Consider the following 25,941-nt stretch of genomic DNA (forward strand, 5'->3'; position numbering starts at 1 on the left):
TCATGAGCAACGCAGATCTGCAACAGCTGATCAAGGCGCTGGACGCCGAAACCCGCCGCGACCTCGAACGGTCCGCTGAACGCTGCGTGGCTCGTGGCGGTTACAAGATTCTTGTCGAGGACATGCTGCTATGCCTGCTGGAGCGCCCGCAAGGCTTGCTCGGCAAGGCTTTGCAGGATGCGCAAGTGGACGCTGGCGAGTTGAGCGCCACGTTGCAATCGCAGGTCGAACACAGCGCTTCACGCAATCCGGTGTTCTCGCCGGAACTGGTGCAATGGCTGCAGGATTCCTTGCTGGCAGCAAGCCTCGAATTGGGTAGGACCGATATCGGACAGGCCGCGCTGATCCTCGCACTGCTGCAAAACCCGTTTCGGTATGCGGGCAGCCGCTACCTTCCGTTGCTGGCGAAACTCAACCTGGAGCGACTCAAGGAGTTCGCCCTGTCCCAACAGGAAAAACCTGCCAGCCATCCAGTCGTACCGGGTGAATCCCTTTTGCAGCGCTTCACTCACAACCTCACCCAACAAGCCCGCGACGGCAAACTGGATCCGGTGTTGTGCCGCGACGGCGCGATCCGGCAGATGGTCGACATTCTCGCCCGGCGCCGCAAGAACAATCCGATTGTGGTGGGGGAGGCAGGCGTCGGTAAAACCGCCGTCGTCGAAGGCCTGGCGTCGCGTATTGCCGCTGGTGAAGTACCGCCAGTGCTCAAAGGCGTTGAACTGCTATCGCTGGACATGGGCCTGTTGCAGGCGGGGGCCAGCATCAAGGGTGAGTTCGAGCGCCGCCTCAAAGGCTTGATCGACGAAGTCAAAGTCTCGCCCAAGGCGATCATTCTGTTCATCGATGAAGCTCATACCCTGATCGGTGCGGGCGGCAACGCCGGCGCTTCAGACGCCGCCAATCTGCTCAAGCCCGCCCTTGCTCGTGGCGAATTGCGCACCATCGCCGCCACCACGTGGACGGAATACAAAAAATACTTTGAAAAAGACCCGGCGCTGGCACGCCGCTTCCAGCCGGTGCAGTTGCACGAGCCTACCGTTAACGAAGCCGTGACCATCCTGCGTGGTTTGGCAAAGGTTTATGAGAAGAGCCACGGAGTCTACCTGCGGGATGACGCGGTGGTTGCTGCAGCTGAGTTGTCGGCGCGTTACCTGTCCGGGCGTCAGTTGCCAGACAAGGCAGTGGATGTACTGGACACGGCTTGCGCCCGGGTTCGTATCTGCCTTGCTGCCGCGCCGCACAGCCTGGAGCGCTTGCGCGGTGAACTGATCGAAGGTGGCCGCCAACGCCAGGCCCTGCGTCGTGATGCGGACGCTGGCTTGTCAATCGATCACGAAGCTCTGGACGCGCTCGAAGCCCGTCTGGATGAAGCTGAAAAAGAAAGCATCGCGCTACAAGTGCAGTGGTCTGAACAGAAAGAATTGGCCGAGCGTTTGCTGGATCTGCGTCAACAATTGGCCAAGGCTCGAGAACTGTCTGCCAAGCCTGGTGCACAAAGCGTCGAAGTCCTTGAAGCCACCCTCAACGAAACCTACCGCAGCCTGACCGACCTGCAAGCCAATGACCGACTGGTGAGCTTTGAAGTCTGCCCGCGCCTGGTGGCTGAAGTGATCAGCGCCTGGACCGGCGTACCCTTGGCTCAGTTAGCCCGTGAGCACAACGTCAGGGTCGCAAACTTCGCCGCAGATCTGAGGTTGCGCATTCGTGGTCAGGAACAGGCCGTGCACGCTCTGGACCGTTCGATGCGCGCTGCTGCTGTCGGTCTGAACAAGCCTGATGCTCCGGTCGGCGTGTTTCTGCTGGTCGGTCCGAGTGGAGTCGGCAAGACCGAAACGGCATTGGCCCTTGCCGAACTGTTGTACGGCGGAGGGCGTTTCATCACCACCATCAACATGTCCGAGTTCCAGGAAAAACACACGGTGTCGCGTCTGATCGGCGCGCCGCCGGGTTACGTCGGTTACGGCGAGGGCGGCATGCTCACCGAGGCCGTGCGGCAGAAACCGTATTCCGTGCTGCTGCTCGATGAGATAGAGAAAGCCGATCCGGACGTGCTCAATCTGTTCTACCAAATCTTCGACAAGGGTGTTGCGAACGACGGCGAAGGACGCGAGATAGATTTTCGCAACACACTGATCCTGATGACTTCCAACCTGGGCAGCGAGCGCATCATTGAACTGTGCGAGAACGATGCCAAGCCGACCGCCGAGGCACTCGAAGACGCCATCAGACCGATACTCGTCAATCACTTCAAGCCTGCGCTGCTGGCGCGTATGCGCGTAGTTCCTTACTACCCTGTGGGCGCTCCGGTACTGCGCGAGTTGATCGAAATCAAGCTGGCTCGATTGGGCGAGCGCCTGATCCATCGACAACTGGATTTCACCTATTGCCAGCGCCTTGTCGACCACTTGGCTGAACGCTGCACCCAGAGCGATAGCGGTGCACGTCTGATCGACCACTTGCTTGACCTTCATGTATTGCCACTGGTTGCAGACCGTTTACTCGATGCGATGGCCACAGGCGAGCGCCTCAAACAAGTCCACGCAACGATTCTTGGCAACGCCAGTGTCACTTGCGAGTTCGCCTGAGATGGGTGCGATGTTAACTTCAATTACACAGCCTCTGGAGTACGCCGAAGCGCTGCTCGAGCAGTTCGCCAGTCTGTCGCGAGCTGAAGACGGAACTTCACTGCTTGGGAATTTCCTGCAGGGGCTGTCGCAGCTCAATAGCTGTGAACTGGCGCAGCTGTATTTACTGGACGCCACCCATACCTGTCTTGGTCTGGCCGCCGAGTCTCTCAATGGCAACCTGCAGCCAAGGGAAGTGACCAGTGTTCCGACGGACTACAGCGGTGAACAACTGCTGCAATTCGTGCTCTGCCAGAACCGCGTGGTGAGCCTCGGTGCATTGGGGATCAGCCAACACGAAACCGGATTTCTTCCGAGCCAGGCCAAACGCTGGGAGTCTTTGCTGTGTGTGCCGCTTCTGAACGGTAACGGGCAAGTCAAGGGGTTGATCCTGTGCGCGACCCATCGGCACATCGATCTGCACGGCTTTGCCGAATCCATCGGCAAACTCGCCTCCTTTGTGTACGGGCAGTTTTTACTGCTTCAACAGCTACGGCAGCCAAAAGAGCATGCCTCCACAGTACCGGTGACAGTACCGAATGCCAGAGGGTATGGCTTGATTGGCCACAGCGCGGCCATGCGCGAAGTTTATTCGTTGATCAGCAAAGTCCTGCACAGCCCCTACACCGTCCTGCTGCGCGGCGAGACAGGTACCGGCAAGGAACTGGTCGCCCGCGCTATCCACGAGTTCGGCCCCCGCCGCGCCGGGGCGTTCGTCGTGCAGAACTGTGCGGCCCTTCCCGAGAATCTGCTCGAAAGTGAATTGTTCGGTTACCGCAAGGGCGCGTTCACCGGTGCCGACCGCGACCGCGCCGGATTGTTCGATGCGGCAAACGGCGGGACCTTGTTGCTCGATGAAGTGGGTGATATGCCACTTCCTCTGCAAGCCAAGCTTCTACGGGTGTTGCAGGAGGGCGAGATTCGCCCGCTGGGCTCAAACGACACCCACAGGATAGACGTGCGCATTGTCGCCGCCACCCATAGGGACTTGGTAAAGCTGGTCAAGCTGGGGAAGTTCCGTGAAGACCTTTACTACCGCCTCGCACAGTTTCCCATCGAACTGCCTGCGCTACGCGAGCGCGAGGGTGACATTCTCGACCTTGCCCGGCACTTCGCCCACAAGGCCTGCGTGTTCTTGCAGCGCGAGAGGGTGAGTTGGTCCAGCGACGCGTTGAATCATCTGGCCTGTTACGCATTCCCCGGTAACGTTCGCGAGCTCAAAGGCCTGGTCGAGCGCGCAGTGTTGCTGTGTGACGGCAGCGAGTTGCTGGTCGAACATTTCTCGATGCGTGTGAACGCCTTGCCCGAAAACAGCAGCCTGAATCTGCGCGAACGGCTCGAAAAGTTCGAGCGCAGTTTGCTCCTCGACTGCCTGCGCAAACATGACGGTAATCAGACGACTGCTGCCCATGAACTGGGCCTGCCGCGCCGCACGTTCCTCTACCGGCTCAGGCGCCTGAACATCAATCTGGCGAATATCGATGGGTAGGCCGCCGATGTCCGATCCCCTTCATCCATTTTTACCGGCGCTACCCGCAAGGGTGGTTGCTTGGTGCTGTCCCTGCGGAGATTCCCTGAATGCTCGTTCGTCACTGGCAAGCCGTCCTGCTGATCCTCGTCGTTTCATGCGGCCTGGGCGGATGCAGCGGTAACTACAAATTCAACGACTCTGCCTATCGACCCTTGGGCGATCCGCAGGTGGTAAATCGCGGCAAGTGACCACAAGGAGAATTACCATGGAACTGGTTTTCGAAATAATCAATAACAAGCAATTCATCTCTGCCGGACCGTGTCAGAAGATCTTCAAGCAGTCCGGCGGTGTGATTGGGCGAGCTGAGGATTGTGACTGGGTCATTCCAGACATCAACCGGCACGTGTCCAATCATCATGCTTCAGTCAGTTATCGTGATGGTTCGTTTTTTCTGACCGATACCAGCACCAACGGGATCAAGGATAGGGTCAGTGGGGCGCGTCTGGACAAAGACGTTCCGGTACGCGTCGAACACGGCAGTACATATGTGCTGGGCGACGTTGAAATTCATGCGCGCCTGGTTCGCGATCAGGACCTGTTAAATGTCGAGGTGGGGCTCCCACAGATCGCCGGCAGCGTCATTCCTGACGATGCATTTCTCGATCTCGACCCGCTGAAAGCCCTGGACCTACAGGAACGCGTGCGCTCGGAAATCGAAGATGTCATCTCGCCCCCCGCGACCATCGAAGAAACCCGTCAACGCGCAGACTATGCGCGTATCGACATGGAGAGCCTGACCGTACCGCAGTTGGTAGCAGCTGCACCGGAGCCTGAACCCGCGTCACCGCCGCAGGCGGTCGAACGCCAGTCCGATGATTTCTGGGAAAAGTTCGGCGCCGCCCTGGGTGTGAACCTCAATGAGCTCGATCATGACGCCAGGGAGGCGCTGGCGGTCAACGCAGCGCACCTGCTCCAGCAGAGCATCGTGGGCGTGCAGCAAAGCCTGCGCACACGTTGTGAGCTGAAAAACGAACTGCGTTTGGCTCAGACCACGGTGCAAGGGTTGCAAAAGAACCCGTTGAAGTTCGCCGTCGATGCTCCGGAGGCACTGGGCATTCTGTTGCAACCAGACAAGCCGGGCCTATTGTCTGCCGAACAGGCCGTCTGCCGTGCATTTCTTGATCTGCAAGCACATCAGGTGGCCTTGCTCAGCGCCAGCCGCGCCGCGGTTCGCGCCACCCTGGAGCACTTTTCGCCGCAGCAACTGACGCTGCGTTTCGAACGAGATAACAAGCCGTTGCTTGCAACCTCAGCAAGTCGTTGGAGAGCGTTCGAACGCTATCACCAGGCGCTACGCCAGGACGATGAGTGGAGCGAACGTCTTCTGTCCCGGGATTTCGCCCAGGCCTACGAAGAACAGATCCGCCTGATCTCGACCCTGCATACCGATCACCGAGGATGATGCGCATGTCACTCCGTTCAATTCCCTTCTTCAGCCTGCTGGCAGTCCTGGTATTGATCGCCGGCTGCTCGACCTTCTCGCCGTATTCCAAAGTGACCAAGCTGAACCTCAAGCTTACGGCTAGCGATCAACTCAACCCGGACCTCCATGGCCGACCGTCACCGGTCGTCGTGCGGCTGTATGAGTTGAAACACCCTGTGGCCTTCGAGAATGCGGACTTCTTCAGTCTGTACGAACGCGCCAGGGAGTCCCTGGCACCGGATATGGTTGCCAGCGAAGAGCTGGAACTGCGTCCTGGCGAAACCGTCGAGCTCAAGCTAAGCGTGGAGCAGGGCAGTCGCTATGTCGGCGTCCTCGCCGCTTATCGCGACCTGATGGATACCCAATGGCGCTACACGCTGCAAGTTACCCCGCAGCAGTCAACGGACAGTGACCTGACCCTGGATCAGACTGGCATTCGCAATACCCGCTCGGTGCTGGTGAAGGCAGGAGGCAGACCATGAATTCCCACAAGGTTGTATGGCAGGAAGGCATGTTACTGCGCCCACAGCACTTGCAGCACAACGATCGTTACTACGATCACCAGTTGAAGACCCGCACCCAGTTGCTGGGCAGCTACACATGGGGGTTTCTGAACCTGGAACTCGATTTGCAGTTTCTCAACATGAGCAAGGTGGTGGTGAGCCAGGCTTGCGGAGTGCTGCCCGATGGCAGCCTGTTCGAGTTGGGGGATAACGCCGAGCCACTGACGCTGGACGTGCCACCCAATACGGGAAAAACGTCGGTGTATCTGGCGTTGCCGCTGGTGACGGGCAACCACATCGAGTCCCGCCGCCCGGAGCAGTTGGACGTCCTGGCGCGTTACACCGTGTATGAAGCGCAAGTGGCCGACTCCAATGCGGGGGATGATTCTGCAAGTCAGATCATGTGTGCTCGTCCGGATTTCAAACTACTGCTGGGAGAGCAACAGACCGATCAGGCCTACGTGAAAATGAAGGTCTGCGAGGTGCTCAACACCACACCGGACGGTGTGATCAGCCTTGATCCGGATTTCGTACCGACGTACATCAGGGCGCATGCCTCCAAGTATCTCCTGTCGTGCCTGAAGGAAGTCATCAGCATGCTCGGTCACCGGGGCGACACCATCGCCGAGCGAATTCGTTCCACTGGCAAGGTGGGGGGCGCCGAGATCGGTGACTTCATGATGCTGCAACTGATCAATCGCACCGAATTGTTGTTGCGTCACTATCTGGGCCTTGAGCAATTGCACCCGGAGGAGTTGTACCGCACGCTGCTAAGCCTGCTCGGTGATCTTTCGACATTCTCGAGCGACAGCAAAAGGCCGTGTCTGGACAGCCGTTATCAACACAGCGATCAGGGTGTGAGCTTTCGCAAGCTGATGCAGGCGATCCGGCAAATTCTGTCTATGGTGCTGGAACAGCACGCTATCGAACTGGCCCTGCAAACCCGACAGTACGGCATCATCGTTTCGCCGTTACAGGACCACAAACTGCTGGGGTCGGCGTCTTTCGTGCTGGCAGCCAGCGCCAACTGCGACAGCGAAGAGTTGCGCCAGCGATTGCCGTCGCACCTCAAGGTCGGCCCGGTCGAAAACATCCGCCAGTTGGTCAACCTGCATCTGCCTGGCATCAAGGTCAAACCGTTACCGGTGGCACCACGGCAGATCGCGTTCCACTCCAACAAAACCTATTTCATTCTCGAACTCAGTTCAGAAGACCGGGCACAACTTGAGCGCTCCGGGGGCTTCGCCTTCCATGTGTCCGGCGAATTCACCGAGCTTGAACTGAACTTCTGGGCCATCAGAGACTGACCGACATGACCAAGGAAACGGAACAACATCAGGACGATAAAACCATCTTGCTTGACCGCCAGGGCAAGGGTCTGGCGCCGTCCCCGCTGACGGATTCGGTGGCTGCGCCGCGTGTCGAACATTTGTCAGAACGCATGATCTACTCCGCGCGCTCAAGCTCTACTGAGGCGTTCAACACAGGCCTCAACTCGCTGGTTTCAGCGGCTTGCGATCTGTTATCGGAAGTGGTGCGACTCAAACACAGCACTGCTTGCGCGGACCTCCACGGTCTCAACACGCAACTGGCCAACGACTTGAAATCGTTCGAGGCGCGCGCTTTGCAAAACGGCGTCGAAACTGGCCAGGTCATGGCTGCCCGTTACGTGCTGTGTTCGGTAGTGGATGAGGCTGTAGTGACGACGACCTGGGGTAACGAAAGCAAATGGTCGCAAATGAGCCTGCTCAGCAAATTCCACAATGAAACCTTTGGCGGTGAAAAGTTCTTTCAATTACTGACTCGCTTGTCCAGGAACCCTGTCAAGCACCTGCCGATGCTTGAGTTGATGTACGTGTGCCTGTCGCTCGGATTTGAAGGGAAGTACCGCGTGCAGACCCGGGGAATGCTCGAACTGGAAGGCATCCGCGATGACTTGTACCGCCAGATTCGCCAGTTGCGCGCAGACACACCGCGCGAACTGTCGCCCCAGTGGGAGGGGCTCAATCATCAGCGCCGTAGCCTGGTACGCATCGTGCCGGCGTGGATGGTCGTGTTGTTTACCAGTGTGTGCCTGGTGGTGATGTATTCGGGGTTCGCCTGGGTGCTGGGTGAACAGCGCGACGCCGTTCTCCAGCCTTATCAGGCAATTGATCCGGTAGCCGCCAAACCGCAGTCCTAACCGTAGACAGGGACGAATTATGAAAAAGGTTTTCAAGAAAGTTGGCGTCTTCCTGCGCAAAACATGGGTCTGGGCCCTGTTGCTGGTACTGTTCGCTGCGTTGCTGGTCTGGATTGTCGGGCCATTGCTGGCCGTGAATGACGAGAAGTTCTGGGAAAGTTCCTCCGCGCGCCTTTTCACCATCAGTGTGATGTTTCTGATCTGGGGCTTGTGCATGGTGTACGTCAGCTGGCGTGCTGGTGTGCATAAAAAAACCAACGAGGAAAGCGAGGGTGGAAAGGATCGTGTTCTTCGCGAGAAGCACATCGACGAAGAACAGAAGGCGCTCAGGACAGGTTTCAAGGATGCCTTGAAAACCCTCAAGTCCTCGAGTCTGTATCGGGGCCGTAGCGAGCGCTGGCGCGATGACTTGCCGTGGTACCTGCTGATTGGTCCCCATGCCAGCGGCAAGACCAGCCTGCTGGATTTTTCCGGTATTGAGTTTCCGATCAACAGGATTGACCGCAAACTGACGCGCGACACCCGCGGGACACGTTATTGCGATTGGTATTTCGCTGATCACGGCGTGCTGATCGACACCGCCGGTCGCTACCTGAACCAACCCGATGCTCAAGTCGATGCCAGTGCATGGAGCACGTTGCTCGATCTGTTGCGCCAGCGTAGCCGCAATCGACCGTTGAATGGGGTGCTGGTGACTATCTCGGTAGAAAACCTGCTGAGTTCCAACGAACAGGAATTGGACGCTCTATCCAACCAGGTGCGTGCGCGTTTGCAGGAGGTACACCAGAAACTGCACGTCGACGTACCGGTTTACCTTGTGTTGAGCAAGGCCGACCACCTGCCTGGTTTCGACGAGTTTTTCGATCAGCTGAGTCGCGAAGAATGCGATCAGGTCCTGGGCACCAGCTTCCGCAAGGACCAGTGCGGTAGCGATGCTGCCGTAGTGCGCGCCGAATTCGAAGCGCTGCTGCATCGCTTGAACAGCCAGGTGATCACACGGATGCATCAGGAGCGCAATGCCCGGCACCGTGGTCGGATTCTCGATTTCCCTCATCAATTGGGAAAACTCGGTGAGCGACTTTGCTTGTTTGTCGACATGGCATTCACTGGCAACCGCTATCAACGTGCAACCCGGTTGCGTGGATTCTATTTCACCAGTGCACTGCATCTGGTTGAACAGTTGAATGAAAACACCGAGGGCACCGATTCAAGCCTGGAAGTGAATGCCGGAGTGCTGCCCACGCTGCGCAGTGGCCGCTCGCGGTTCATACACCATCTGTTCAGCCGGGTGATCTTTCCTGAAGCTGATCTTGCGGGACTGGACAAGCGTGAGCGCAGCCGAATTCATTGGGGGCAACGTGCGTTGTATCTCGGTGCAGTCACTGCCCTGGTGTTGTTCGGCATCCTGTGGGCCGGCGGATTTTCGGCCAATTACGGGCGTCTGGAAACCTTGCGCAATCTGGCGCAAAACTGGACACAAGAAACCTCTGCCTTACCCGCAGGCGATGACCCCATAGCGGTGCTCAAGAGCCTGGACAATCGCCACAAGGCCACTCAGGTATTCCCGAGTACAAGCGAAGTGAGTTATCACGAACGCGTTGGCCTGTATCAAGGTGAGTACGTCCATCCGACAGTCAAGTCTGCTTACGATCGCGAGCTTGAAGAAAGGCTTTTGCCGCAGGTGGCGATGCTGCTCGAAGGGCAGATCCGCACGAGCATGAAGGACCGCGAGCGTTTGCTTAACAGCTTGCGCGCTTACTTGATGCTGAACATGAAAGACCGCCGCGACTCGCCCTGGCTCAAGGACTGGGTCTCAGCCGCGTGGTCACAACGTTACCCCGGCAATACCGAAGTACAGAACGGTTTGAACAGCCACTTCGAGCGCCTGCTTGAACAGCCATTCAACTATCCAGTGAATGATCAGTTGGTCACTCAGGCACGCCAGGTTTTGCGCAACGAGTCTTTGGTCAACGTGGTCTACCGGATGCTGCGCGAGCAGGCTCGCAGCTTGCCTGATTACCGTTTGAGCCAGCATCTTGGGCCGCAAGGGGCGCAGTATGTCGGCACTGATCACGTGATCCCGGGGTTCTACACCCAGCAAGGTTATCGGCAATACTTCTCGGTGCAAGGCTCGATGCTGGTCACCGATATCCTGAATGACAACTGGGTATTGGGTGAAGGCACGGGTATCAGCAATATGGACTTGCGCCGACTTCTTGTAGATCTGGAGCAACGCTATTTCCGAGACTACTCCAACTATTGGAGCGAAGCGCTCGGCCATGTCGCACTGTCCCCCGCAAATGACTTTGGTGAAGTCGCCGAGCAGCTGGCGAGCCTGACTTCGGCCAGCTCTCCGCTTCTGCGGTTGCTGGTGGAAGTGCGGGAGAACACCCGCTTTCCCGTTATCGCCGATGAAGCTGCGGACACTGTCGGTAAGCTGGCAGAGAAGGGCGCAAAACCGGGCAAGCTTGCTGCCTCGGCGTCAGGCAAGGTTTCGGGCGCAATGGCAAAAAATCTTCCGGACACGGCGAGAAAATCTCTGCAGCGTCGTTTTGAGCCGCTGCATCAGTTGCTGGGTGACGACAACGGCCCATCGGCTGATTTGACTCCGGCCATGAATGCACTCAACGATCTGCAACTGCAAATGGCCAGTCTGGCTCGCGCAAGCGTTCCGGAACAGGCCGCTTTCGATATGGCCAGGACTCGCATGGGTGACCAGCGCGATGCCCTGAGCAACTTGCGCAATGCGTCCGGTCGTTTGCCGCGACCGGTCAGTGCTTGGTTCAGTGTGTTGGGAGATGACACCTGGCGCCTGGTGCTGGGCGATGCCTACGCTCACCTTAACCAGCGTTATCAAGCCGAGCTGTTCGGCTTCTACCTAAAGGCGATCTACAAGCGTTATCCGTTCGATGCACACAGCCCCAGCGACGTGTCGCTCGGTGATTTCCGCGAGTTCTTCAAGGCCCAGGGCATCGCCGATCGCTTTTTCGACGGCTATCTGCGCCCATTTGTCAGCGGCGACCCGGGTAGCTATCGCATGCGCACGTTCGATGGCCAGAGCCTCCCGATCTCCAGAACCTACCTGGACCAGATGGCCGCGGTGCAGGTGATCCGCCAGAGTTTCTTCAGCAACAACCCGGCGGAGCCACAGGTGCAGTTCAAGCTGGAACCCTACACCCTTGATCCTTCGGTGAGCCGTTCGGAGTTCAAGTTTGGTGGTACGACCATGGAATATCGGCACGGCCCGATCGTTCCAGTGTCATTCAAGTGGCCAACCGACGCTGAAGATGGTCGCACCAGCCTGGTCCTCGACAAAATGGTCGGCCGCCCGATTGGGATCGAAAAGAACACCGGGCCTTGGTCGCTGTTCCGTCTGTTCGATCTGATGCAGACCGAGTATCTGACCGGTCGTGACGTGCTGGTGCTCAAGGCGGATCTGGGCGGTCTGCGCGCCAACTACCTGCTGACCAGCCAACGTACACCAAACCCCTTCGATATGGGCATGCTGCGCACCTTCCGTATGCCGGTGCAGCTCTGATGCGAGTAGCGGTTCCCTGGCGCAGTGCGGCGCGCACCGATATTGGCAAGATTCGGTCGCGCAACGAGGACGCTTTTCTCGACTGCCCCCAGCAAGGAATGTGGGTGGTCGCGGACGGCATGGGTGGTCATCAGGGTGGCGACGTCGCCAGCCAGTTGATCGTCGCCAGCCTGGCGGATTTGCCCCTGCTGGATGACTTCGACGAGCGACTGAAGGGCGTTCGTCAATGCCTGCACTGGCTCAACCGCCGTCTGGGTCAGGAGCTGACGGTCATTGCCGGACGCCATGACGGCATCATGGGCAGCACCGTGGTGCTGTTGCTGGTGGAAGGCAATCGCGGAGCATGCATCTGGGCGGGCGACAGCCGTTGCTACTTGTGGCGAGGGCAACGCTTGTATCAGCTGTCCAGGGACCATTCGCTGCAACAGCAACTGATTGACGAACAACGAATGAGCGCTGCCGAGGCCAAAGCGCACCCGGACGCTCATGCACTGACCCGCGCGATTGGCGCCGCGGCGCAACTGACTCTCGACGTGCTGGAGTTCGAGGTTCATCCCGGCGATGCGTTTCTGCTGTGCAGCGACGGCCTGTACCAGAATGTGAACAGCGCTGCTCTTGGCAATGCATTGAGCCTGACGGCACCGCATCTTGCGCTGCAATGTCTGTTCGACAGCGCCCTGTGTGGCTCGGCGCGGGACAACCTGACTGCCGTGATGGTTCGCCAATGACCGAACTCACTCCATCTCCCGACATCCTGTCACCGAGTGAAGAGCAGGACCACAATCCGACTTACTTCGCTTTCGCCAACGCGCATCTGGCGCAACCTGCACCGTCATCATCCCGGCTCAGCGTCGGGCAAATGCCCGAAGTGCTTGCAGGTCGTTATCGCATCGAGCGCCTTTTGGGTGCCGGTGGCATGAGCCTGGTTTTCCGTGCACGTGACTTGCTGATCGAACAGTTCGGCGAACCCGCCCCTTGCATCGCACTGAAGGTGCTCAGCGAAGAATTTGCCCAATGGCCCGACGCGAGCACCTTGCTGTACAGCGAATTCGCCATGACCCGGCATTTGCGTCATGACAACGTGCTGCGTTTTCACACGTTCGAGGTGGACACCGATTGCCAGCGGGCCTTCATCACCATGGAGCTGATGCGAGGCCTGACTCTGGACAAGTTGTTATGCGAGCAACCGCTGGGTATCCCCTGGGCTGATTTGCGCAGCATCGCGTTGCAGTTACTTGACGCACTGGCTCACGCGCATGCACGGGGCATCCTGCACGGCGACATCAAACCGAGCAACGTGATGATCAGCGAGGAGGGTGTGCGTTTGTTCGACTTCGGTCTGGGCCAGGTGCAGGAGGGCGTACTGCCCGGCTTGCCGAAGCTTAGTCGCGAGCGGTTCGTTGCGTGGACTCCCGGCTATGCTGCTCCGGAATTGCTGGAAGGTCAGGCGTTGACGGCGGGCACTGACCTATACGCAGTGGCCTGCGTGCTCTACGAGCTGGCGGGAGGCAAACATCCGTTCCGCCGCTTGCCTGCAACGCAGGCACGTGATGCGCGTCTGGACCTCGAACTGAGCCGACCCGGACACTTGCCTAAACATTGCTGGCCGGCATTGCGTACCGCACTGGCATTTGATGAGAACCGAAGAAATATCAACGTCCAGCAACTGCGCGACGCTTTTGGCGAAACCTCATCATCGCTGCGACGGCGCATCTTTACGCGCGTTCAAGCCTGATTATCTGAAAAAGCCTGCATGCCGTGAGCATGCAGGCTTTTTCATTCAGGTTGCCTGTTCGTGGCTACCCTCAGTTCTTGTCCAAATCCACATTCCGCGTCTCACGCAGGCACAGCATCCCCACCACCAGGCTCACCCCGGTAATCAGCACCGGGTACCACAGCCCGTAGAAAATATCCCCGGTGTACACCACCAGCGCGAACGACACGGTTGGCAGGAAACCGCCGAACCAGCCGTTGCCGATGTGGTAGGGCAGGGACATGGAGGTGTAACGGATGCGGGTCGGGAACAGTTCGACCATCAGCGCCGCCAGCGGGCCGTAGCACATGGCGGAGATGATGATCAGCGCGACGATCAGCGCCACGATCATGGTTTTGTTGATCTGTTGCGCGTCAGCCTGTTGCGGATAACCGGCCAGGGTCACGGCGCCGCGCAGGGCGGCTTCGTCGAAACCGTCGATTTTCACGTCGCCCACACTCACCTGCACGGTGCTGCCGGCCGGGGCGGCGATGCTTTCGTATGGCAGACCCTGCTTGACCAGGAAGGTTTTGACCTTGTCGCAAGGGCTGTCGAATTTGGCCTTGCCCACCGGGTCGAACTGGAAGGTGCAGGTGGCCGGATCGGCCGTCACGGTGATCGGGGCCTGGCGGCTGGCCAGGTCGATTGCCGGGTTGGCGTAGTGGGCCAGGGATTTGAAGATCGGGAAGTACAGCGCGGTGGCCAGCAGCAGGCCGATCATCAGCACTGGTTTGCGTCCGACCTTGTCCGACAGCCAGCCGAAGAAAATGAAGAATGGCGCGCCGATGGTGACGCTGATGATCAGCAGGCCGTTGGCGACGGCGGGGTCCATTTTCAGGAACTGGGTGAGGAAGAACAGCACATAGAACTGCGCCGCGTAAAAGGTCACGGCCTGCCCGGCGTTGATGCTGAACAGGGCGATCAGCACGACCTTGAGGTTTTCCCATTTGCCGAAGGAGTCACGGATCGGCGACTTGCAGAGCTTGCCTTCCTCTTTCATTTTCACGAAGGCCGGCGACTCGTGCAGGCTCAGGCGAATCCAGGTCGAGATGCCCAGCAGGACGATCGAGAACAGGAACGGAATGCGCCAGCCCCAGACTTCGAACTGATCGCCGGTGAAGTAGCGGCAACCGAGCACCACCAGGAGCGACAGCAGCAAGCCGAGGGTGGCGGTGGACTGAATCCAGCTGGTGTGGAAACCGCGTTTGCCGATGGGCGCGTGTTCCGCGACATAGGTGGCGGCGCCGCCGTACTCGCCGCCCAAGGCCAGGCCCTGAAGCATGCGCAGCACCACAAGAATGATCGGCGCGGCGATGCCGATGCTGGCGTAGGTCGGCAGAAGGCCGACGCAGAAGGTCGCCACGCCCATGAGGACGATGGTGGCGAGGAAAGTGTATTTACGTCCGATCATGTCTCCCAGCCGACCGAAGACCAGTGCGCCGAACGGCCTGACCACGAAGCCGGCCGCGAAGGCCATCAGGGCGAAGATGAAGGCGGTGGTGTCGTTGACTCCGGCGAAGAACTGCTTGCTGATCACCGCCGCGAGGGCGCCGTAGAGGAAGAAGTCATACCACTCGAACACCGTGCCGAGCGACGAGGCGAAGATGACTTTCTGGGTTTCCTTGCTGGTGCCTGCGCTGCGCACGGCTTCCAGGGGCTGAACGTGTTCTGACATATCGGTATCCCTCACAGTGATTGTTTTTGTTGTTCCACTGTCGGCACCTGCCTTGTGGGCGGGGCCGCTACTGTCCTTGCATCGGGTGTAACCGTTCTACATCCCCACTGTAGGAGCGAGCTTGCTCGCGATGAACCTGAGAACACCGCGGGGCATCAGGTGCCCAGCGTTATCGTTGGCGTCCATCGCGAGCAAGCTCGCTCCTACAGTGGTGGTGGGGCGTTCGTTTTCATGGATGTGCAGCCAGTTCCAATTCCGGGGCAATGCTCCTTGTGTCGGGGTTGAGGATCAGTTGTGCAGCCTTTTCGGCAATCATCAACGTCGGCGAGCAGGTGTTGCCCGAAGTGATGTTGGGCATGATCGAGGCGTCGGCGATGCGCAGGCCGGGGATGCCGTGGACGCGCAGCTGGGCATCGACCACCGCATCGGCATCGTTGCCCATCCGGCAGGTGCCCACGGGATGGAAAATCGTCGTGCCGATACGCGCGGCGGCTTCGTGCAGTTGTTCTTCGCTTTGCAGGCTGTCGCCGGGCAGGTATTCCACGGGCTTGAAGGCCTTCAGGGCCGGGGCGGCGACGATGCGTCGGGTCAGGCGGATGGCGTCGGCGGCGACTCGCAAGTCTTCCGGATGGCTCAGGTAATTGGGTTGAATCAACGGCGCCTGTTGCGGATCGACGGAGCGGATTTCCACCTTGCCACGGCTTTTCGGACGCAGGTCGCAGACCGAGGCGGTAAACGCCGGGAAGTTGTGCAGCGGCTCGCCAAATCGTTCCAGGGACAGCGGTTGCACGTGGTATTCGAGGTTGGCCGAGGTCTGCTCCGGCCCCGAACGGGCAAAGGCCCCTAGCTGGCTCGGCGCCATGGACAGCGGGCCGCTGCGGTCATACAGATAACGCAGGCCCATGCCCATCTTGCCCCACACACTGCCGGCGATCTGGTTGAGGGTGCGGGCGTTCTCCAGTTTGTAGATCAACCGTAGTTGCAGGTGATCCTGCAGGTTGCCACCGACGCCGGGCAATTCATGCACGACACCGATACCAAGGCGATGCAGCAGCGGGCGAGGGCCGATGCCCGAGCGTTGCAGAATGCTCGGCGAGCCGATGGAACCGGCACACAAGATGATTTCCTTGCGCGCCTTAAAGGTCTGGACCTGACCTTGCCAGCGCACGCTCACTGCCGAGGCGCGGGCGTTTTCCAGCAGCACGCGATCAACCTCGACCCCGGTCAATACGGTCAGGTTCGCACGGTCGCGAATCGGTTTGAGAAAGGCCTTGGCCGCATTCCAGCGGATGCCGGCCTTCTGGTTGACCTGAAAGTAGCCACAACCTTCGTTGTCGCCCTGGTTGAAGTCATCGATGCTGGCGATGCCGCTTTGCTCGGCGGCGCTGCGAAAGGCATCGAGGATCGGCCACGACAGGCGCTGGCGCTCCACCCGCCAGTCGCCGCTGGCGCCGTGGAATTCGGAGTCGCCGGCAAAGTGGTTTTCGCTTTTCTTGAACAGCGGCAGCACGTCCTGCCAGCGCCAGCCGGGGTTGCCCTCGGCGGCCCAGCGATCGTAGTCGCCGGCCTGGCCACGCATGTAGATCATGCCGTTGATGGAGGAGCAGCCACCGAGCACCTTGCCGCGCGGGTAGCTCAGGGTGCGGCCTTGCAGTCCGGGTTGCGCTTCGGTCTTGAAGCACCAGTCGGTGCGCGGGTTGCCGATGCAGAACAGGTAACCGACGGGGATGTGAATCCACGCATAGTTATCGCGGCCACCGGCTTCGAGCAGCAGCACCCGGTGTTGCGGATTGGCCGACAGTCGATTGGCCAGCAGGCAACCGGCCGGTCCGGCCCCGACCACGATGTAGTCGTAGGTATCCTGGGTAGCTTGCATCCCTGACCTCGCATTGTTTTTCTTGTTGTGACCATCCTAGTTGTTAGCTTTCGTTTAAAAAATGTTAGTTTTTACGCAGCCACTGTGCGTTTTTAAACAGCGTGTTCAACTCGCAAGCCCAAGGATGATTCATGTTCGACTGGAATGACCTGCGGTTTTTTCTCGAGCTCCAGCGTAGCGGGCGTTTGCTAACCGCTGCCCGCCGTCTGAACACCACCCATGCGACGGTTGCGCGGCACATCGAGGCCATCGAAAAGAGCCTCGGCACGGCGCTGTTCGTGCAACACGCCCAGGGTTATGAAATGACGCCGGCGGGAGAAGCGTTGCTCAAGCATGCCGAGGCCATGGAGAACGTGGCGCTGCTGGCTCAGGAGGAAATCACCCAGTCGACGGCGCCTCTGGGCAAGATTCGTGTCGGGGTCACCGAAGGGCTGGGCATCATGTTCCTGTCCAGTCGCATGAACGGCCTGTTCGAGCGTTATCCGGGGCTGGAGGTGGAGCTGGTGGCGGTGCCGCGTTTTGTCAGCATCCTCAACCGCGAGGCGGAAATCAGCATTCACCTGGAACGCCCCGACGCCGACATGCTGGTCACGCGCAAGCTCACCGACTACCGGCTGGCGCTCTACGCCAGCCAGGCGTATCTGGACAAGGCACCGCCGCTGCGCAGTCGCGAGGACTTGGGGCGGCACGCCTGGATCGGCTACGTCGACGATCTGCTGTTCAGCCAGGAACTGATGTTCCTCAACAGCTTTTGCCGCAACCCGCAGGTGGTCTTTCACAGCACCAGTGTCATCGCCCAGCAACAGGCGGCCCGCGCGGGGCTGGGTATCGCGGTATTACCGTGCTACATGGCCAGCGCCGATCCCGGGCTGGTGCCGTTGTTCGCCGAGGAAAGCATTTTGCGCAGCTACTGGATCAGCACCCGTCGGGACCTGCACAAATCGGTGCGACTGCGGGTGATGTGGGATTACGTGGTGGAGCTTTGCGAGCGCGAACAATCACTACTGCTCGGCCACCCCGATCCACTGTAGGAGCCGAGCTTGCTCGCGATGCACGCAAGGAAACCGCGGAGCATCAGGTACGCAGCGTTATCGTTGACCACCATCGCGAGCAAGCTCGCTCCTACCGGGGATGGACAGGACGGCGCGCAATCCGCCTTCGGGGCGGTTGAGCAGGGTAATGCGCCCGTGCAGACGGGTGGCGATGGTGTTGACGATGGTCAGCCCCAGACCGGCGCCCTGGTGGTTGCCGCGGCTGTAGAAGCGCTCGAACAGGCGGGCGCGGTCGGCTTCGTCGATACCCGGCCCCTGATCTTCGACGCTCAGGTGATAAAACCCCTCGGACAGCCTCAACTGCACGCTGATGACCCCGTGTTCAGGGGAGAAATTCGCCGCGTTGGTGATCAGGTTGTTGAGGGCGATGTCGATGGCGGCTGCATCCGTGGCCACTTTGCAAGGCTGCTCGATACCGTCGAATGCCAGCTCCAGGCGCTTGCTCAACAACCAGGGCGTGAGTTGAACTAGACAATCGCGAATGGTCTGGGTCAGGTCGATGGTGGGCAACGGCGCGGGCGTGGCCTTGGGTTCCAGGCGGGCCATGGTCAGCAATTGATTGACCAGACGGCTGGTGCGGTCGACACCTGCGATCAGAAATTCCAGGGATTCACGGCGCTCCTGTTCGGTCCCGGCTTCCAGCAGGTTCTGCGCGTGCACCCGCAGCACCGCCAGCGGAGTGCGCATCTCGTGCGCCGCGTCGGCGATGAAGCGCCGTTCCCGGCCAAGCACCTCCTGGATCTGCGCGAGCATGCGGTTGAGCGCCGCCTGCATCGGCTCCAGCTCATTGGGCAATGGCGACAGCTGCAGCGGTTCCAGCGAACCGCCGTGCCGTGCCCGCAGGGTCGCGGCCATGTCGGCCAGGGGTTTCAGACCCCAGCCGATGGCCAGCCAGACCATGACCGCCAGAATCAGACTGCCCAGAACGTTGGGCCACAGCGTATGACGCACGATGCGGTCCACCAGATCGGCACGCACATCGTCCCGCTCGCCCACCCAGATCCGCAGATCATTCTGTTTGTCTTCCAGCAGGAAGGCGCGCCAATGGCGGTTGTTCAGATCCATCACGTCGCTGAAGCCGGTTTTTGTCGGCGGGGCGGTGAAATAGGGCGCGCTGGCGGTGTGCACCAGTACCTCGCCCTTGCGATCCCAAACCTGGAAGGCGATCTTGCTTTCATAAGGATGACCCTCAACTCTGGGCTCGGCCTCACCCAGGGCCTTGTTGAAGGCCTGATACAACTCGCTCTGGTCCTTGCCGGCCAACGGCATGCGCAGCACGCCCTGCAACAGACGTGCGTTGCGGGCGAGTTGGGCGTCATAGACTTCGGCGATTTCATGGTTGCTGTCGTGCAGGTTGAACACGCTGATCACGGCGATACCGGCGAGCATCAGGCCGATGATCAGGGTCAGGGTGCGACGCCTGATCGAAGTCACCGGCGCTCCTCCACCAGATAGCCGACACCGCGGATAGTGCGGATCAGGTCGGTAGAGAACTTCTTGCGCAGATGGTGAATGTGCACTTCCAGGGTGTTGCTTTCAGCTTCCTCGTTCCAGCCGTAGAGCAACTGCATCAAGTGATCGCGGGTCATGACGCGGCCCGGCGGCGACAGCAGCTCGTGCAGCAGCTGATATTCCTTGGGCGTCAGCGCCACCGGCTGCCCCTGATAGCTGACCTGCTGGGTGCCCGGGTTGAGGCTGATTCCGGCGTGTTCGATCAACGCCTGGGCCCGGCCCGCGCTGCGCCGCAGCAAGGCCCGCAAACGCGCCTTGAGTTCGGCCAGGTCGAAAGGTTTGATCAGGTAGTCGTCGGCGCCGGCATCCAGTCCCGCAATGCGGTCTTCGGTGGCATCCCGGGCGGTCAGAATCAGCACCGGCAGATTCGAGCCGCTGTCACGCAAGCGGCGCAAGACCTCCAGCCCGTCCATGCGCGGCAGGCCAAGATCGAGCACCGCCAGATCGAACGCCTCGCTGAGCAACGAATGCAGGGCACTGCTGCCATCACCCACCCAGTCGACGGTATAACCCTCGCGGCCCAGGGCCTGATGGATGCCTTCACCCAGAGCCTCATCGTCCTCGATCAGTAGTAAACGCACAGGGACTCCCGTCATTCGAGCTTCTTGTTGACGTCCACCAGCAATGCTTCGATTTCTTTGCGGCGCCCGGCATCGGCGGTTTCCCGACCGGGTCGCGGGGCGGCCTGCAGCGCCTTCTGCAATGCTGTCTTCGCTTCACGATAGCGCTTTTGACGGTAGAGGTGATCGCCCCAGAAGTACAGGCTGTCGATGCCGTTCGGGTTCAGTTCCAGAGCCGTCCTGAGTAACTGTTCGGCCTTGTCCGAATCGCCGAAGCCGATGGGCCAGCCCGGCACGCGGTCGTACAACGCTGCGAGGCTGGTGTAGGCCGAGCCTTGCAGCGCCTTGGGGTCCAGGGCCAGGGCTTTTTCCAGATCGGCCTTTGCGTCCTTGACTTTGCTCAGTGCGCCGAGTCCGCCCTGGGCGCCTCCCCAGCTGCTGGTGACAATACCGGACCAGATCCAGGCCTCGGCCAGCGACTGGCGCTCGCGGGTGAAGCTTTGCGCCTGGCCCGCGAGTTTTTCAAAAGCCCCGACGCGTTGCTCGGCCGGCAGTTCGTATTGGATGTGCGCCCAGCTTTGCTGGATCCCGCTGAGGCGCTGCTGATCCGCAGCATCCAGAGCCCAGACGCTTTGGCTCAGTGCTCCCAGCAACAGGTATGTGGCGATCTTTTTCATGGTTCGAGATTCTCTTCGTCAGGCTTTTGACTCAGGCGGCGGATCAGCGGCAATTGCTTGCGCAAACCGCGATCCACCAGGTTGGGCAACAGGCTGTTGAGGCGCACGAAAAACCGCTCCGGCCAACCCAGATACAGATCCCGACGGTCGCCGGCGATGGCGTGGATCACGGCGCTGGCCACGGTTTGCGGGTCATCGACGCTGGCCTTCAGTGCATCGTTCAGCGCCTGGGCCGCCGGGCTGTTCATGCTGGTACGGGTAGCGCGCGGAGCGACATAGAGCACGTTGATGCGGGTGTCGGCCAGTTCCCGGCGCAGCGCTTCGGAGAAGCCGCGCAAGGCGAATTTGCTGGCGCAGTAACTGGCATAACCGGGGTAGCCGATCGAACCGTAAGTCGAGCCGACGTTGACAACCATGGCGCTGGAGGCCTGGCGCAGCAGTGGCAACAGGAGCCGGGTCAGGCAGATCGGTGCGCCGATATTGAGCGCCAGCAGCGCGTTGATCGCCTGATCCTCCAGTTGCTCGAGCATGGCGAAGTGATTGACCCCGGCGGCATTGATCAGCAGGTTGATCCCCCCGATGCTTTGGGCCTCGGCCAGCACTTCAATGCGGTCTGCGGGCAGCGTCAGGTCCGCGCCGATCCAGAACAGGTTTTGCGGGTAGCGTGCGAGCAGCGGTTCGAGCGGTTGTCGATGGCGGGCAACGGCCAGTACACGGGCTCCGGCCGCGCACAAGGCGGTGGCGATGGCCATACCGATGCCACCGCTGGCGCCGGTCAACACCACACGGGCTTCAGACAGGCGCATGCAGAATCTCTCCGTTGCGTGGCAGGTCGCGGAACATGTCGGTGTAGAGCCTGTAGACCACTTTCGAGGCGTGGACGACCGCTGCCTGATCGTCCGGATGTTCCAGCCGGTTCATCAAGCGGCGATAAGTGTGCATGTGCTCGATATCCAGCGAGCCATGGGAACTTAGATAGCTGAAGGCGCTTTCCGGCAGCGCCAGACGTTCGCGAATGCTGGCGGCGGCGTGGGTGGCCAGGGCGATACTGGTACCTTCCAGCACGTTGACCATGCCGAACAGGCCGACCGGGTTACCCCGTGCGATCAAGTCGTAGAGAAAACTCACCATCAGTTCGATGGGAAGTGACGGTTGGCCGAGTCGCACCGTGGTCGCATCGCCGCCACAGGCTTCGATGTCATTGAGCACCCACTGCTCGTGGCCGTATTCATCCTCGATGTATTCGCACACCGCTTTGCGCAGCCATTCCAGGCGTGAAGGCAGGCGCGCGCCGCAGGCCATCATCAACGGCACGGTATGGCGTACATGGTAATAGGCCTGGGTCAGAAAGGCGCGGTAGCTGTCCAGGCTGACCTGGCCTGCGAGGGCGTCGACAATGATCGGCAGATTGAATAACTCACTGCGTTGCTGATGCGTGGCTTCTTGCAGCCGGTCAAAAAAATTCATGGTGCGGATTCCTCGGATACGACAGGTTCGTTCAACTGCGTGCGATAGCGCTCGATGATGGCGTCGCGGCGCGGGCGGCCGTTGGCGGTCAGCAGGCCATTGGCCTGGGTGAAGGGTTGATTCAGACGGGTCCAGTGGTGAACCCGGGCGTAATCGGGCAGGGCCTCGTTGGCCTCGGCCACGGCAGCGGCCAGCTCATCGTCGGTGCAGTCCGGGCGGTGCGGCCAGAGCAGCGCATGATTGACGGGCATGGCTTCGCCGTAGACGAAGGCCTGGGCGATATGACGGCGTTGCGTCAATTCGGCCTCGACCCATTCGGGATTCACATTGCGGCCGAAACTGGTGACGAACTGATGTTTCTTGCGCCCCTTGAGGTAGAGAAACCCCTCGGCGTCGAATTCGCCGATATCGCCACTGGGCCACCATTGATCGGTGGGCGGCGTGTCGCCCAGATAGCCAAGCAGGGTCGAGCCTTTGATCAGCACTTCACCGTCCTCGGCCAGACGAATCTGCACATGGGGCAAAGGCTTGCCGACACTGCCGGGGCGCCGTGCTTCGGGCCGGTTGAGGCAGACCACCGAGGCGCATTCCGACAGGCCATAACCTTCGTACACGGCAATACCCGCGTGTTGTGCGCGAAGCAGCAGATCCTGGGTCACCCTTGCACCGCCTATTGCGGCAAATCGCAGGTGTTGCGGATCGAAACTGTGGTGCTCGGCTGCGGTGACCAGCAACAACAGCAATTGCGGTACCAGAATCAGGCTGTGGGGCGCACGGCGGGTCAGGCATTCGAGCAATTGCTGGCCATTCACCGCACTGGCGCCCTGAATACCCAGGGCCTTTTGGCCGGGCAGGCTCAAGGTCGCGCCGGCGTACAACGCGGCGTAGCAACCGATGTTCTCCAGCAGAATGGCCAATGGCAGCAACGCCAGATGATGCTTTGGATCGGTGGGCCGGCTGGCCTCATCCAGTTCGCGGGCCACCCGAAGAATGCTTTCGGCGTCCAGGCATACGCCTTTGGGCGTACCCGTGGTGCCGGAAGTGAACGTCAGTTTGGCCGTGCCTTGGGGCATGGGGCTGGGCCGACTGAAGTTGCGCCGCCAGAATTCCCCGCCTTTCTCGTAACCGGCGGCCTCAAGTTCAGTCTCCAGTTCCGCTTCGGCGATCACCCGAGTCGCCTGACTCTGTTCCAGGCAATGCGTGCGCTGCGCCTGTGTGAAAAAAGGCGGCAACGTCACGCAGGTCAGGCCTTCGAACAACGCCGCCAGATCCCACAGCATGGCTTCGATGCCATTGTCCAGGGCCAGTGCGATTACCTGCGCACGTTCATCGCGCAGGCGCTGCCGGCGGTGGACCACTTCTGCATTGAGCGTGGCGTAGTCGAGTTTCAATTGATCACCCCACAGGGCGATCGCATGGGGTTGGCGTTCAGCGTGCAGGCTCAGGGTCTGTTTGAAGCGCTGGACTTCAGGCGACATGGCAGGGCGCCTCGAAGGAGGTCGGCAAACCAAGACGATTGATCATCCCGATATTGCGCAGATGAATGAACCCGGCGCGGATGTTGCCCACATGCACCCAGGGCTTGCTTTCGTAATAGCTGCCCCAGCTGTGACGATCCTCTCCCAGCCGTTCAGGGTCGGCGGCGCACAGGGTCACCGGTTTCAGGCCAAGCCGGTGGAAGCTGTTGACCAGCCCGATATTGCCGGTGAACGCCACCCACTCCAGGCCGCCCATGGCCAGCAGGTAAGTGATGGCGATGATGCTCAGCCGCGCGCTGCCGGTATCGCTGGCCGCCAGATTGCCGACCTCTACGACGCCGGCCCGATCCACCGGACAGCCGGCGGCGGCACTGATCAGCGGCTCGATCGGCTCGTCCAGATAACGCTCCAGAAACAGTTCGCCACTGGTCGCCAGGCGCACCCCGGCAACGGCGCAGAGCTCGCCGGTCTCGTTGGCCAGGCCAAACAGTTCCGGCATGAAGTGGCGGATGTCGGCGCCGTGGGCCTTGCGAAAGCGCTGCTGGATAAAAGCTTCGAAGGTTGCGCGTTGTGAATCGTCGGGCAACGCCCGCTCCAGGCTCAGCTGCGGGGTTTCGGAGTCACCGAAGTGCAGTGGCAAGGGTATGTTCCAGTCGAAAAAGGGCATGGGCTGACGCCTCCCGGAAAAGTCTGGGAGGAGTATCCGAGGGATTTCTTAATGGAATCTGAAGGTGAGGTTGCCCACAGGAACTCGGTTGGAGCTGTCGAGTGCAACGTGGCTGCGATTTCTTAGATCAAGATCAAAAGATCGCAGCTTCGGCAGCTCCAGGGGTTTGTGGCTCAGGGAAGGATATCGAACGCCGTACTGGCCAGCCGTTCGCCGTTGACCATGATGTGCACCGCATGCCGTCCGGCGTAGTGCCGGCGGGTGGTGAGTTCCTTGATGTGCTGGCCGCGGGAGATGGATTCGGTGGCGTGGCCGGGCAGGGTCAGGGCCTTGAGCTTGAAGACTTTGGCTGAGGTGCTGCCGTTGGCTTTGACGTAGTCGATGGCGTAGTCGATCACCAGGCGCTGGCTGTCCTCGACCCTGGATCTGACGGCGAAGGACAGGGTGATTTTCTCTCCCAGGCCGATCACCGGCGGGTTGACCTGCACGTCGACGATGTCTACTTCAGGCTTGCCGCCGGCCCCGATGATCGCCAGGGCTCGCGGATTGCCCTGTTTGATCAGGCTGCGCAGGGCGTGTTTGGCGATCCACGCGGTGTGTTTGTTGTCCAGCGACCAGCCTTCGATCAGGTCCAGGACCCAGTCGGGATGGTCCTTGGTGATGTCGTTGAGGTGATTGGCCACGGACTTGCGCACATAGAGGCTGGGGTCGGCCTTGAGGTTGTCGAGAATGCCCATGGCCAGGCGCGGGTCGGCCTGAATCCGTTCCAGGCGGAACGACCACGGCAGGCGCGGGCGGCAACCTTCGCTGGCCAGACGCCGGACGTGCTCGTTGTCATCCTGCGACCAGTCATGCATGTGTTCAAGCGTGCGTTCCAGGTCGCTGCGCAGGAACGGGCGGATCGCAAATTCCGAGGAACCGAAGGCGGTGAAATACTTGAGCGCATCCATGGACAGCTCGAAGCGGTCGGCGCCATAGGTGGCCACGTAGTGGGGCAGGCACATGCTGACAAAGGCGCTGTTGAGCCGTGGGGCGAGGGCGCGCAATAGCGGTAGCGAGGCTTCGAAGTCCAGCGGCAGCACGGCATGCAGGGATTCGCTGACCCGGGCCAGGCGCTGCATGATCGAGAGTTCGGCCAGGTCTTTGGTGGCCAGCTTCAGGAAGGTCCTGGCGTCGAAGGCCGGATAGACCGCGCTCATCTCGGTGGCGATGTGCCGGAGGCGTTCGGTGTTGAAGATTTCCTTGAGGGCGGGGGCGGGTTGGTCAGTTGACATTTTAGGGCCTTGGTAATTGTGGTTAATCCGTTACACCGCGTTATCGTTCTTCGCGGGCAAGCCTCGCTCCTACAGAATTGTGTGGACACCCACATCTCTGTAGGAGCGAGGCTTGCCCGCGAAGAGGCCGGTACATTCAACGCAAA

At 60.2% G+C, this 25,941-nt stretch carries 21 protein-coding genes; 11 read left to right on the plus strand and 10 right to left on the minus strand.

The genetic code is table 11. The features are described 5' to 3' along the window. Nucleotides 1-2 precede the first annotated feature (2 nt). The 10 genes from tssH to ACW9JE_RS00770 all read left to right on the plus strand — a co-directional run bounded on the left by tssH (nt 3) and on the right by ACW9JE_RS00770 (nt 13,539). Nucleotides 3-2,588, plus strand: a complete 2,586-nt coding sequence (gene tssH / locus ACW9JE_RS00725) for a type VI secretion system ATPase TssH (protein WP_457431520.1) — start codon at nt 3-5, stop codon at nt 2,586-2,588. Nucleotides 2,589-2,598: 10 nt separating this feature from the next. Further along, nucleotides 2,599-4,116 (plus strand): sigma-54 interaction domain-containing protein, encoded by a 1,518-nt coding sequence (locus tag ACW9JE_RS00730; RefSeq protein ID WP_457431521.1) that lies wholly within the window; start codon nt 2,599-2,601, stop codon nt 4,114-4,116. Nucleotides 4,117-4,205: 89 nt separating this feature from the next. After that, the gene (locus ACW9JE_RS00735; protein ID WP_224535937.1) at nt 4,206-4,346 is read left to right on the plus strand and encodes a type VI secretion protein; all 141 of its coding nucleotides are present in this window, start codon (nt 4,206-4,208) and stop codon (nt 4,344-4,346) included. Between the two features lie 17 nt (nt 4,347-4,363). Next, a complete protein-coding gene (gene tagH / locus ACW9JE_RS00740) occupies nt 4,364-5,560 on the plus strand; it encodes a type VI secretion system-associated FHA domain protein TagH (protein WP_457431522.1) in 1,197 nt (398 codons plus the stop codon). Nucleotides 5,561-5,565: 5 nt separating this feature from the next. Further along, nucleotides 5,566-6,063 carry a type VI secretion system lipoprotein TssJ gene (gene tssJ / locus ACW9JE_RS00745; protein WP_224535933.1) on the plus strand — a complete coding sequence of 166 codons (498 nt, stop codon included), beginning with the start codon at nt 5,566-5,568 and terminating at the stop codon, nt 6,061-6,063. Beyond that, entirely contained in the window at nt 6,060-7,391 is a 1,332-nt protein-coding gene (gene tssK / locus ACW9JE_RS00750; protein WP_457431523.1) for a type VI secretion system baseplate subunit TssK, read from the plus strand. The genes tssJ and tssK overlap by 4 nt, the downstream gene beginning before the upstream one ends. 5 nt (nt 7,392-7,396) lie before the next feature. Further along, the gene (gene icmH, locus ACW9JE_RS00755) at nt 7,397-8,266 is read left to right on the plus strand and encodes a type IVB secretion system protein IcmH/DotU (RefSeq protein WP_457431524.1); all 870 of its coding nucleotides are present in this window, start codon (nt 7,397-7,399) and stop codon (nt 8,264-8,266) included. A 19-nt stretch (nt 8,267-8,285) separates the two neighbouring features. Next, the gene (tssM, locus tag ACW9JE_RS00760; protein WP_457431525.1) at nt 8,286-11,804 is read left to right on the plus strand and encodes a type VI secretion system membrane subunit TssM; all 3,519 of its coding nucleotides are present in this window, start codon (nt 8,286-8,288) and stop codon (nt 11,802-11,804) included. Then, nucleotides 11,804-12,532 carry a PP2C family protein-serine/threonine phosphatase gene (locus ACW9JE_RS00765; protein WP_457431526.1) on the plus strand — a complete coding sequence of 243 codons (729 nt, stop codon included), beginning with the start codon at nt 11,804-11,806 and terminating at the stop codon, nt 12,530-12,532. The genes tssM and ACW9JE_RS00765 overlap by 1 nt, the downstream gene beginning before the upstream one ends. Beyond that, complete coding sequence (locus tag ACW9JE_RS00770; RefSeq protein WP_224535923.1) at nt 12,529-13,539, plus strand: serine/threonine-protein kinase; 1,011 nt, start codon at nt 12,529-12,531, stop codon at nt 13,537-13,539. The genes ACW9JE_RS00765 and ACW9JE_RS00770 overlap by 4 nt, the downstream gene beginning before the upstream one ends. 70 nt (nt 13,540-13,609) lie before the next feature. On the opposite strand, the gene ACW9JE_RS00775 is transcribed toward ACW9JE_RS00770, so the two are convergent. Together ACW9JE_RS00775 and ACW9JE_RS00780 are read right to left on the minus strand one after the other, a co-directional pair. Then, nucleotides 13,610-15,232 (minus strand): MFS transporter, encoded by a 1,623-nt coding sequence (locus ACW9JE_RS00775; protein WP_224535920.1) that lies wholly within the window; start codon nt 15,230-15,232, stop codon nt 13,610-13,612. A 229-nt stretch (nt 15,233-15,461) separates the two neighbouring features. Continuing rightward, on the minus strand, nt 15,462-17,108 hold the full coding sequence (locus ACW9JE_RS00780; protein WP_224535918.1) for a GMC family oxidoreductase: 1,647 nt from the start codon (nt 17,106-17,108) through the stop codon (nt 15,462-15,464). Between the two features lie 131 nt (nt 17,109-17,239). On the opposite strand from ACW9JE_RS00780, the gene ACW9JE_RS00785 reads away from it, so the two are divergent. Further along, nucleotides 17,240-18,139 carry a LysR family transcriptional regulator gene (locus ACW9JE_RS00785; protein WP_224535916.1) on the plus strand — a complete coding sequence of 300 codons (900 nt, stop codon included), beginning with the start codon at nt 17,240-17,242 and terminating at the stop codon, nt 18,137-18,139. A 57-nt stretch (nt 18,140-18,196) separates the two neighbouring features. On the opposite strand, the gene ACW9JE_RS00790 is transcribed toward ACW9JE_RS00785, so the two are convergent. The 8 genes from ACW9JE_RS00790 to ACW9JE_RS00825 form a co-directional block, all read right to left on the minus strand. After that, nucleotides 18,197-19,594, minus strand: coding sequence for an ATP-binding protein (locus tag ACW9JE_RS00790; RefSeq protein WP_457431527.1), 1,398 nt, complete (start codon nt 19,592-19,594; stop codon nt 18,197-18,199). Beyond that, entirely contained in the window at nt 19,591-20,253 is a 663-nt protein-coding gene (locus ACW9JE_RS00795) for a response regulator (RefSeq protein WP_457431528.1), read from the minus strand. Before ACW9JE_RS00795 ends, ACW9JE_RS00790 begins: the two co-directional genes overlap by 4 nt. An 11-nt stretch (nt 20,254-20,264) precedes the next feature. Then, on the minus strand, nt 20,265-20,909 hold the full coding sequence (locus ACW9JE_RS00800) for a tetratricopeptide repeat protein (RefSeq protein ID WP_457431529.1): 645 nt from the start codon (nt 20,907-20,909) through the stop codon (nt 20,265-20,267). Next, nucleotides 20,906-21,715 (minus strand): SDR family oxidoreductase, encoded by an 810-nt coding sequence (locus ACW9JE_RS00805; RefSeq protein WP_457431530.1) that lies wholly within the window; start codon nt 21,713-21,715, stop codon nt 20,906-20,908. Before ACW9JE_RS00805 ends, ACW9JE_RS00800 begins: the two co-directional genes overlap by 4 nt. Continuing rightward, nucleotides 21,702-22,376 (minus strand): TenA family transcriptional regulator, encoded by a 675-nt coding sequence (locus ACW9JE_RS00810; protein ID WP_457431531.1) that lies wholly within the window; start codon nt 22,374-22,376, stop codon nt 21,702-21,704. Before ACW9JE_RS00810 ends, ACW9JE_RS00805 begins: the two co-directional genes overlap by 14 nt. Next, nucleotides 22,373-23,854, minus strand: a complete 1,482-nt coding sequence (locus ACW9JE_RS00815) for an AMP-binding protein (protein WP_457431532.1) — start codon at nt 23,852-23,854, stop codon at nt 22,373-22,375. The genes ACW9JE_RS00810 and ACW9JE_RS00815 overlap by 4 nt, the downstream gene beginning before the upstream one ends. Then, nucleotides 23,844-24,521, minus strand: a complete 678-nt coding sequence (locus ACW9JE_RS00820) for a thermostable hemolysin (protein WP_457431533.1) — start codon at nt 24,519-24,521, stop codon at nt 23,844-23,846. The genes ACW9JE_RS00815 and ACW9JE_RS00820 overlap by 11 nt, the downstream gene beginning before the upstream one ends. A 173-nt stretch (nt 24,522-24,694) precedes the next feature. Next, nucleotides 24,695-25,795 carry a DNA alkylation repair protein gene (locus tag ACW9JE_RS00825; RefSeq protein ID WP_457431534.1) on the minus strand — a complete coding sequence of 367 codons (1,101 nt, stop codon included), beginning with the start codon at nt 25,793-25,795 and terminating at the stop codon, nt 24,695-24,697. Between the last annotated feature and the right edge of the window lie 146 nt (nt 25,796-25,941).

The sequence above is a fragment of the Pseudomonas sp. SDO55104_S430 genome, assembly GCF_054070595.1.

Excerpts from the sequence above, each read along its gene's own strand:
- ACW9JE_RS00810 (WP_457431531.1), bottom strand. The coding sequence starts at position 22,376 with ATGAATTTTTTTGACCGGCTGCAAGAAGCCACGCATCAGCAACGCAGT.
- ACW9JE_RS00735 (WP_224535937.1), top strand. The coding sequence starts at position 4,206 with ATGCTCGTTCGTCACTGGCAAGCCGTCCTGCTGATCCTCGTCGTTTCA.
- ACW9JE_RS00775 (WP_224535920.1), bottom strand. The coding sequence starts at position 15,232 with ATGTCAGAACACGTTCAGCCCCTGGAAGCCGTGCGCAGCGCAGGCACC.
- tssM (WP_457431525.1), top strand. The coding sequence starts at position 8,286 with ATGAAAAAGGTTTTCAAGAAAGTTGGCGTCTTCCTGCGCAAAACATGG.
- ACW9JE_RS00785 (WP_224535916.1), top strand. The coding sequence starts at position 17,240 with ATGTTCGACTGGAATGACCTGCGGTTTTTTCTCGAGCTCCAGCGTAGC.
- ACW9JE_RS00765 (WP_457431526.1), top strand. The coding sequence starts at position 11,804 with ATGCGAGTAGCGGTTCCCTGGCGCAGTGCGGCGCGCACCGATATTGGC.
- icmH (WP_457431524.1), top strand. The coding sequence starts at position 7,397 with ATGACCAAGGAAACGGAACAACATCAGGACGATAAAACCATCTTGCTT.
- ACW9JE_RS00780 (WP_224535918.1), bottom strand. The coding sequence starts at position 17,108 with ATGCAAGCTACCCAGGATACCTACGACTACATCGTGGTCGGGGCCGGA.
- ACW9JE_RS00805 (WP_457431530.1), bottom strand. The coding sequence starts at position 21,715 with ATGCGCCTGTCTGAAGCCCGTGTGGTGTTGACCGGCGCCAGCGGTGGC.
- ACW9JE_RS00770 (WP_224535923.1), top strand. The coding sequence starts at position 12,529 with ATGACCGAACTCACTCCATCTCCCGACATCCTGTCACCGAGTGAAGAG.
- tssK (WP_457431523.1), top strand. The coding sequence starts at position 6,060 with ATGAATTCCCACAAGGTTGTATGGCAGGAAGGCATGTTACTGCGCCCA.
- ACW9JE_RS00820 (WP_457431533.1), bottom strand. The coding sequence starts at position 24,521 with ATGCCCTTTTTCGACTGGAACATACCCTTGCCACTGCACTTCGGTGAC.
- tagH (WP_457431522.1), top strand. The coding sequence starts at position 4,364 with ATGGAACTGGTTTTCGAAATAATCAATAACAAGCAATTCATCTCTGCC.
- tssH (WP_457431520.1), top strand. The coding sequence starts at position 3 with ATGAGCAACGCAGATCTGCAACAGCTGATCAAGGCGCTGGACGCCGAA.
- ACW9JE_RS00730 (WP_457431521.1), top strand. The coding sequence starts at position 2,599 with ATGTTAACTTCAATTACACAGCCTCTGGAGTACGCCGAAGCGCTGCTC.
- tssJ (WP_224535933.1), top strand. The coding sequence starts at position 5,566 with ATGTCACTCCGTTCAATTCCCTTCTTCAGCCTGCTGGCAGTCCTGGTA.
- ACW9JE_RS00800 (WP_457431529.1), bottom strand. The coding sequence starts at position 20,909 with ATGAAAAAGATCGCCACATACCTGTTGCTGGGAGCACTGAGCCAAAGC.
- ACW9JE_RS00825 (WP_457431534.1), bottom strand. The coding sequence starts at position 25,795 with ATGTCAACTGACCAACCCGCCCCCGCCCTCAAGGAAATCTTCAACACC.
- ACW9JE_RS00815 (WP_457431532.1), bottom strand. The coding sequence starts at position 23,854 with ATGTCGCCTGAAGTCCAGCGCTTCAAACAGACCCTGAGCCTGCACGCT.